Origin of the sequence: Coleofasciculus sp. C1-SOL-03, assembly GCF_040220555.1 — a bacterium.
Taxonomy (GTDB): domain Bacteria; phylum Cyanobacteriota; class Cyanobacteriia; order Cyanobacteriales; family Coleofasciculaceae; genus Coleofasciculus.
The window spans coordinates 1-6,964 of record NZ_JAVJUO010000020.1; the positions used below are offsets into that span (position 1 = coordinate 1).

The 6,964-nt window shown below is 46.0% G+C and carries 5 protein-coding genes and 1 pseudogene; 3 read left to right on the forward strand and 3 right to left on the reverse strand.

Annotation, left to right across the window (positions count from 1 at the left end; genetic code table 11):
* Positions 1–4,386 (forward strand): S8 family serine peptidase (locus RIE73_RS02440; protein WP_446399667.1); only part of this gene is annotated, 4,386 nt, incomplete at its 5' end.
* A gap of 187 nt (positions 4,387–4,573) precedes the next feature.
* A complete protein-coding gene (locus RIE73_RS02445; RefSeq protein ID WP_446399668.1) occupies positions 4,574–4,714 on the forward strand; it encodes a hypothetical protein in 141 nt (46 codons plus the stop codon).
* 100 nt (positions 4,715–4,814) lie between these two features.
* Here RIE73_RS02445 and RIE73_RS02450 read toward each other — a convergent pair whose 3' ends face one another.
* From RIE73_RS02450 to RIE73_RS02460, 3 genes are all read right to left on the reverse strand, one after another.
* Positions 4,815–4,958 carry a hypothetical protein gene (locus RIE73_RS02450; RefSeq protein WP_446399669.1) on the reverse strand — a complete coding sequence of 48 codons (144 nt, stop codon included), beginning with the start codon at positions 4,956–4,958 and terminating at the stop codon, positions 4,815–4,817.
* Positions 4,959–5,352: 394 nt separating this feature from the next.
* Complete coding sequence (locus RIE73_RS02455; protein ID WP_446399670.1) at positions 5,353–5,799, reverse strand: type II toxin-antitoxin system VapC family toxin; 447 nt, start codon at positions 5,797–5,799, stop codon at positions 5,353–5,355.
* Complete coding sequence (locus tag RIE73_RS02460) at positions 5,787–6,020, reverse strand: AbrB/MazE/SpoVT family DNA-binding domain-containing protein (protein ID WP_446339928.1); 234 nt, start codon at positions 6,018–6,020, stop codon at positions 5,787–5,789. The genes RIE73_RS02455 and RIE73_RS02460 overlap by 13 nt, the downstream gene beginning before the upstream one ends.
* Positions 6,021–6,089: 69 nt before the next feature.
* Here RIE73_RS02460 and RIE73_RS02465 point away from each other — a divergent pair.
* Positions 6,090–6,964: pseudogene (locus RIE73_RS02465) on the forward strand (hypothetical protein); the annotation flags it as partial.

Below are 6,964 nucleotides of genomic sequence, written 5' to 3' on the forward strand. Positions count from 1 at the left end.
AATCCGGATGTGGGAGGGGCGGCGCGTCCCCTATTTTCTATGGCGACAGCGAATCCAGATGATGGGTTTCATGTCGGGCAAATTGCCGATGTCACCGGGGATGGAAGTACCTTTGTGATGGAAGATTTGCGGGTGGATACCCAGTCGGATGGGGATTATAACGATGTTATTTTCCAAGTGCGCGGGGCGACGGGTGAAGCCGCTTTAATGGATGAGGTGATTGATTCTGGTAAAGACTGGAGCGAGACGGATTTGGGTCATGCGTTGATTGATTATTACGAACCTTACATTACGCCGGATACGCCTGATGATGGCGCACTCTTAACGGATGAATTGGTCGGAGAATCCCCAACCGATGACATCCCAGTCGATGAGAGTGAAATTGTCACCGAACCCACAACTGAAGAATCAACGGATGTTGTTATCGATGAATCTGTTAACAATAGTGAAATTGTCACCGAACCCACAACTGAAGAATCAACGGATGTTGTTATCGATGAACCTGTTAACACCAGTGAAATTATCGCCGAACCGATAACAGATGCTGAACTGGCTGAACCTGTCCAGAATGAGTTTCCCCAGGAAAATCAGCCGTTAGTCGGCATTATTGATACAGGCTTCAGTGACAATAACCCCGATATTGACTATAGCCGAATCAGTTTAGGGCAAGACCGCATTGATGGCGATAATAACCCTCTAATGGAAGCTGGTGAGGGGAATGAACATGGCACCCATGTGTTAGGAATTATTGGGGCGACTCAAGATAACGATATTGGCATTGAAGGGATTAATGATGATGCGCCGCTTTGGGTTGGGCGTGCGGTGGGTTCTGGCAAGTGGGCAGAATCATTAGTGGAATTTGTCGATGCGGCACAAGAATCGGGTCAACCCAATGCTGTGGTTAATCTGAGTTTAGATTTAACCCAAATTGATGCGGATGGAAACGTTACCACTCGTTATGAGTTTACGCCTGTAGAAATGGCAGCGTTAGAATATGCCCGCCAAAATAATGTTTTAGTGGCAGTTGCTGCTGGAAATGACGGCGGAGTTATGTCAGCTTTAGGGCAAGCCTCCCAACAATTTGATAACATCATTACCGTTGGTTCTGCGGAACAAATTGATGGTGAAACCTCGGTTTGGAAAGGGTTTGACCGTGCTAATTATTCAAGTTATGGCAACGGTTTAGATATTGTTGCTGATAGCGGTACATTAGAAGATCCCGTCTTGTCCACTGTAGGAAATCATCTGGGAGCTATGGATGGAACCTCGGTGGCAACGGCTCAAGTTACAGGTGCCGTCTCACAAGTTTGGGCAGCGAACCCGGAGTTAAGTTACCGTCAAGTGATTGACATTCTCAAATCAACGGCAACTGATCTCAAAACCGCAAATCCCGATTTAGAAACCGGGTCAGGCTTACTAAACATGGCGGCAGCAATTCATCTAGCTAAGGCAACAAAACCAGAAGAATACAATCCCGATTTACAAGTTTTTCCGATTACTTGGAGTGGTGAAGGGAAAGTCACGCCAATGGAACGGGCGGTTCGTTATCGTTATGAAATGAAAGCCGACGACACGCTTTGGGGAATTGCTCAACGGGAGTTAGGAAATGGAAATCGTTGGACAGAAATTACCAAAGATTCAGCCGGAAATGTACCTTTTACCAGTGAGGAAGCAACACGATTACCTGTAGGACAAGTGGTTTATATACCGGGAAATGACCCAAATCCGCAACCCGAACCTGAACCTGAACCGGAACCACAACCGGAACCGGAACCTGAACCACAACCCAATCCAGAGCAAGTCAAACAAGCCGCCTTAACTAATTTCTTGAAGGTATTTGGCACGTCTGGAAGTGCGTCTTGGCAAAACTTCCTCAAACAGATATTTGAGAAGTTCTACAATAATCCCGATGAAACACTAAATTCTCAAGCACCGCAATCAGGAACAGGGACTTCTTCAACACCTAAACCTCAACCTACGCCGACTCAAAATGCAACAACTCTAGCTGGGAAGAAAATTATCTTAGATCCTGGACATGGAATCACTAACACTGGATTTGATCCTGGTGCGAGTGGGAATGGCACAAATGAAGCTGTCGAAAACTTACATCAGGCTAAGGTTGTTGCTGACCATTTACGACAACTTGGTGCCGAAGTAAAAGTGTTAGATGAACGCTTATCTCTGGCACAAATTGGTCAACGGGCGGCTGGACATGATATTTTTGTCTCGTTACACCAAAATGCATTTAACAATAATGCTCAAGGGCATGAAGTATTTTCCCATCCCAATGCGCCAGCTAAAGATGCTGAACTCGCCAAAGCGATTAATAGTGAGTTAGATGCAATTTTCCCAGACACCATCATTCCTAATCGGGGTGTGAAGACAGCGAATTTCTCGGTTCTGCGTAATGCGCCAACGAATGTTCCCGCCGTTTTGGTTGAATCTTTATTTATCGATGCAGCCGGAATGAGTCGTGCAAATGTGGAGAAAGCGGCTCATGCTGTAGCGCGTGGAATTGAAAAATTCTTCACGGGTAAAGTAACAGGTTCTACTCCCCCGCCAAGCAATCCGACCACACCTCAGCCAACTCCATCCTCAACATCAGGTGTTGTCAATTCTAAAGTAGGTTCATTGCCCTTAAACTTCCGTTCTGGTTCTTTTGTTGGTGCCAGTGTTATCGGTAAGTTGCCCAAAGGGACACCACTCAAGATTTTGAAATCAGTTACGGGAGGAACTTATAACCCTGGTACTGGCCCTCGCAATGACTGGTATCAGATTGAGGTTAACGGAAAGACGGGCTATGTGGCGGCTTACTATGTTGATGTCAAGTCTTCGAGTACACCAAAACAAACCTCTTTTCATCTTAAGCCAGGAGGCACTAACTTAGATTTCCGGCGAGGTCAAGAATGGATTACATCTACAGGTTATAAATTCAGGTTTCAGACAGATGGAAACTTAGTATTGTATAGTCCGCAAGGGAAGGCAATTTGGGCAACAGGAACAAATGGCACAAATGCTGATCGATTTTCAGTTCAGACAGATGGAAACGTTGTACTTTATGCTGGGCCTGGTAATCCAGTTTGGGCAACGAATACCGCAGGCAACAAAGGTGCATATTTCGCTATTCAAGGCGATGGAAACCTGGTTGTCTATTCCTCTAGTGGAAAAGCCATCTTTAACACGGGTACTAATGGTGGTCATCAACGAACCCTATCTGCTTCAGCACAATGGTTGCGAGACCGAAATCTCAAACGTTTTCCTGGGTTGAAGTTCTCTACAGTTGTTAGTAAGGCAACAAGCAAAGCACTAGATGCAGGCGGCAAAAATAATTCTGTTTATCCTCATTCATCGCCTAATTCTAATAATGAGTATCACCAATGGGGTTTTGAGAAAGTTGGCGATTATTACATGATGATCAACAAAGCAACAGGGAAAGCTTTAGATGCTGGCGGAGATGGTGGAAAGCTACCTTACATTCACCCCAATCCTGACAAAAATAATCCTTACCATCTCTGGAAAATTACAAAAGTGGGTGATGCTTATCTGGTTGTTAATAAAGCTACGGGGCGTGCTTTAGATTCAGGTGGTGCTAATGGCAATCAGATTTATATGTATCCCAATCCCATATCGGGTAACTTTTTCCATCAGTGGAAGTTGAACTTGCCAGATAGTGGTGGAAGTTATTACTCCAACATTGAGGATTCGATCAATCAGTATTTTAGTAGCTTTCCCGGCTGGTCAAATAAGAGTCTGACAGAAAAATGGGATCGTATTGGTGGTGACAGTTCTCAATATGATAAATACAGTAGCTATCTATCATATTATGAATGGAAGAAAGCAATGCCTCCCGACGTTCTATCTGTATATGAGGACTTATCTAAAACGGTTGTTGGCAGTGCGAACACAGTAACCGTGGGCTACGCCTATGATCGCGGCTATCATGATGCAGGTTATGGAGCACATTCCGGAATTGACATTGATACTGTTCCTGGCAATGCAATTCGTTCTGCAACTAAAGGTCGAGTCGTAAGTGTTGAAAATCATATGTCAACAAATGGCAATGGCTGGTGGATTGCAATTGATGAACTGAACGATAATAATGAGCGCACGGGACGACGCTGGTGGTATGGACATTTGAATGGGTCGTATGTTCATGTTGGACAGCAAGTTAGTGCAGCAGAACATATCGGACCTACTGGAGATGAAACGCCTCCACGACACCACCTGCACTTGGTTGCTATCGATACTTATGCACCTGTATCTGACTGGAATGAAATTATTAATGGTAAGGGAGGTACTTACACACAAAATGTTTCTAATGTTTTGAGCCGGACAATGAGTCCACTCCAGGCTTATTGGAATTCTCGAAATGGAATTAAAGAATAGCTGAGTCGTAGATAAATAAGTTATAGCGGTAGGGTGCGTTAGTCGGGAATAAATTTCGGACTTAATCAGTCAATTAAAAAGCCCGACGTAACGCACCAAATTTACACGGAGAGAGTCAACCCGGTTCCGGTGTTGACGCAGGGAATAAAATTTACTCGATTCAAAAAACACCGTTTGACACCGCCAATTGAATAAAGGGCGACCCGATCAAATTAAGCGGACACCGTTGTTAATTAATGCGGTGCGGGTCGCCCCTACACCCGAATTAAAGGTGATAGTCTCCCAGGGTGCGATCGCCCTCTCCCTCCCGGTTAGTGCCAATCCCTGATCACAAGAGCGATCGCCTAAAACACACCTCCATTTTGAGTCAGGGCGGGTTTTGTTGAAAAGTTATCACAAACATTAAAATCAAGCACCATTACCCGCCCCTACAAATACCTGGACTCCCACGCGATCGCACCTTCTCTATCCCCACCCTGCGATCGCGCCTCCCCCTTTCCCCAGACACACCATCTCACCAGGAATAGAAGTTTCCCCACCAAGGTGCGATGGAAGCCTATCCAGGAACCCATATAACCGCTCAAAAAACACCGTTTGACACCGCCAATTGAATAAAGGGCGACCCGATCAAATTAAGCGGACACCGTTATTAATTAATGCAAGCGGGTCGCCCCTACACCCGAATTAAAGGTGATAGTCTCCCCGCGTGCGATCGCCCTCTCCCTCCCAGTTGGCGTCAATCCCTGATCAAAAGAGCGATCGCCTAAAACACACCTCCATTTTGAGTCAGGGCGGGTTTTGTTGAAAAGTTATCACAAACATCAAAATTAAGCACCATTACCCGCCCCTACAAATACCTGGACTCCCACGCGATCGCCCTCTCCCTCCCGGTTAGCGCCAATCCCTGATCAAAAGAGCGATCGCCCTTCCCCTGAATACGCACCAATTTCTGATGATCTCAATCCATCAATCTTCAATATCTCGAAGCATCCAAATCTCTAAACCCGCGTTGGGAGAACGAAGTGTAGCATCATTGGTGAGAAAAACTCTGCATCCAGCTTCCACAGCCGTCGCCAAATGTAGAGCATCGATCAAGCCCAGATTGCTATTCCCTCGTAACTGGGCGGCTGCAATCACCACCGCCTGAGTCACCGGGCAAAACCTCAGATTAGGAAAATGAGGTAAATCCTGAGCATATTCTTCGGCAATCTCAGGATATCCATCTCGCAAGGGTTTAACCATTAATTCAGCCAACACCAAATCAGAGGCAACCCCCTGGCACTTCCCTTGCTCAATCATCTCCAAAACTTTCCGAGCTAGTTCGCCAAACTCTGGATTTCCTTCTAAAGCATAAATGAAAATCACACTGTCGAGAGCGATCGCAACCCCATCCAGGTCATCTAATCGCGCCATGACTCCCGTTCCCCACGAATATAGGCAACAGCATCCACCCCCCGCCAGAGATTTTGATGCTTGGCAAACAGGCGCGATGTGTAACTGGGAACGGGCATCATCACCACAGCACCATCCACGACTTTGATTTCTAAGGCATCCCCCGGTTTCAGCTTTAATGCTTCTCGAATCGTTACCGGAATCTCAATTTCATAGTTGCTACTCACTTGAGCCACAGTCATCGCGTCAACCTGAATCCTTTGATTTCAATCATATAGCAATTTTTATCGTTTATCCGAAACCAACAAACTATGGATAACAACTGGATTTGTCCCGACATAACAACCTACTGGAAACTCAGCCAACAACGAGACTCCAGCCAATTCATTCTCCACACCCCAGATAACCACCATCACCACCAATTCTCTCCCCCAGAAGCCCAAGCCCTGCGCTATTTCACCGGACATTATACCGTCAACCAAATTCAACAGAAACTCAGCGAAACCCTCCCACCTAATTTCGTCAAACAACTCCTGCAAAAATTAGTCACGCTCAATATTCTCGCCCTAGAACCCTCCCACCTCAACCAACCCAACCCTACCCCATCCTCACACCAAAATTCTAGTCAACCCCATCTCAAATCCAGCCTGCAATGGATTCAACATACCGACAACTATTGGATACTTCGTAATCCCGAAGATAGAACCTTTCTCCAACTCAACAACCAAACCAAAACCGTCATTAACGCCCTCGAACACCTCCCCCCCCATGCTATCTGCCAAACCTATAACATTCCTCCCAACCAACTACGAACTCTCCTCCAGCAACTCGCCGCCACCGCCATGCTAGAAGGAACCAAACCCCCGAAACCCCGCCGAGGCAAATTCACCCCTTTACAACTCTTATATTTCCGCATTCCCCTGTTTAATCCTGATCCTTGGTTAAGCCGTCATGTTGAGAACCTGTCCTGGATTTGGACAAAGCATTTTGCTTTCACATTAGGTCTATTTTTAACCGTTTCCCTAATTATTGGACTCCACCAGCACCAGGAAATTTTAGCGATTGGACAAAAACTAATCACTACACAGGGTAGCAACTTACTTCTCCCCTTTATCCTCCTCGCCTTACTCGTGGTTTCCCTCCACGAACTCGGTCATGCTTTCACCCTAAAGCATTATGCCAATCA

Bases quoted from the DNA above. Each gene is read 5' to 3' on its own strand.
- RIE73_RS02450 (WP_446399669.1), bottom strand. From the start codon at position 4,958: ATGGGTTCCTGGATAGGCTTCCATCGCACCTTGGTGGGGAAACTTCTA.
- RIE73_RS02455 (WP_446399670.1), bottom strand. From the start codon at position 5,799: ATGGCGCGATTAGATGACCTGGATGGGGTTGCGATCGCTCTCGACAGT.
- RIE73_RS02460 (WP_446339928.1), bottom strand. From the start codon at position 6,020: ATGACTGTGGCTCAAGTGAGTAGCAACTATGAAATTGAGATTCCGGTA.